Below are 1,281 nucleotides of genomic sequence, written 5' to 3' on the forward strand. Positions count from 1 at the left end.
TCAACCCTTCTTCTTCCATCGTAAATATCACTTTACCTCTAAAATCAATTGAATAGCTCATATAAATAATGTCATCAAAATTAAGTCGCTTAGCTATATACCACCGCAGGAATTGTCGGCTGGATGATGATGTGTCGATTCCGTTTTTAAGTTTTAAGCTCTTCAGCGCCCTCGGACAACAGATTGCCAGTGCGGGCTTCCTATTTAGGTAACGCGCCCTGGAAAGGGCAACGACCGCGGATGGGTCAGCCGTAGCTAGCGACAATTAAAACATGGCCAATGTGGAGATGGAAAACATCAACGGCTTTAAAACCGATTTAAACCGCAGTTACAAAGCCGGACTCTCCAGTCAGCAAATCGATAACGGGGCGGTAATTAGCACCACCCAAAGTGGTCAGCACATTGTCGATACCACGCAAGCCATCTCGAAACTGCCGTTTAGTCTGGATACGAGTTCAATGCTAGACATCAGCTTCAGTAAAGCGTTAAGTAGTCAGCATCAAGAAAGTGAAAGTTACCATCAGGGCTTAAAAAGCGCCATTAATGATACCTATCATATCTCCACCGCACTCAGTAATCAGTTTAGCAAGCAGGGATCGCAAGACAGCAAATTATCCAGTAAACAACACCAAGCGATTGAAGATGTTCAACGACAATCCCAATACGCAAAAGAAGCCATGTCTTCAAATAACAGTACATCCAGAGAGGACAGAACTTCAACCGATAGTACCGATGTTGCCGGTTTTGGATTTGGGACAAAAGGAAGCCTGAGTGTTAGCAAGGGATCATCAAACGCAAAAGCCAGCGCGAAATTATAGCTAGGCGACTTTAAAATGATTATAAGTAATTACTCTATATCAGTAAATTTGTATTGGAGAAAAACATATATTTTGTAATCAAAATTAAGACGCTTAGCTATAATTTAACGGAAACAGAACGCCTAAGTGCTTAGGACCGCCTGGAGCAGGAATTTACCCAGTTTTCTTATTCGCGTTTAGGCGAAGCCGAGGCAAATCATGTATTAACTGATAGCGGATCACCTGAGGTCAGGGCACAATGTGAAGCACTATAGTGAGTGAATTTAGTGATCGGATTGCGGAGAATATAGCTAAGCGACTTAATTTTGATGACATTATTTATATGAGCTATTCAATTGATTTTAGACGTAAAGTGATATTTATCGCTGGGCGACTTTAAAATGATTACAAGTAATTACTCTATATCAGTAAATTTATATTGGAGAAAAACATATATTTTGTAATCAAAATTAAGACGCTTAGC

At 40.4% G+C, this 1,281-nt stretch carries 3 protein-coding genes; 2 read left to right on the forward strand and 1 reads right to left on the reverse strand.

What is annotated here, in order from left to right; all coding sequences use genetic code 11:
• The coding region (locus tag ARSQ2_RS11395; protein ID WP_181995352.1) for a hypothetical protein at window positions 1–265 on the reverse strand (265 nt) is incomplete at its 3' end.
• 7 nt (window positions 266–272) lie between these two features.
• Between ARSQ2_RS11395 and ARSQ2_RS11400 the strand changes: the two genes are divergently transcribed.
• Both ARSQ2_RS11400 and ARSQ2_RS13965 read left to right on the forward strand, forming a co-directional pair.
• Complete coding sequence (locus ARSQ2_RS11400) at window positions 273–818, forward strand: hypothetical protein (RefSeq protein ID WP_181995353.1); 546 nt, start codon at window positions 273–275, stop codon at window positions 816–818.
• 253 nt (window positions 819–1,071) lie between these two features.
• Window positions 1,072–1,197, forward strand: a complete 126-nt coding sequence (locus ARSQ2_RS13965; protein WP_255487710.1) for a hypothetical protein — start codon at window positions 1,072–1,074, stop codon at window positions 1,195–1,197.
• Window positions 1,198–1,281 lie beyond the last annotated feature (84 nt).

It is taken from the genome of Arsenophonus endosymbiont of Bemisia tabaci Q2 (assembly GCF_902713415.1).
Classification (GTDB): domain Bacteria; phylum Pseudomonadota; class Gammaproteobacteria; order Enterobacterales; family Enterobacteriaceae; genus Arsenophonus.

Coding starts and splice junctions, on each gene's coding strand:
- ARSQ2_RS11400 (WP_181995353.1), top strand. CDS start 273: ATGGCCAATGTGGAGATGGAAAACATCAACGGCTTTAAAACCGATTTA.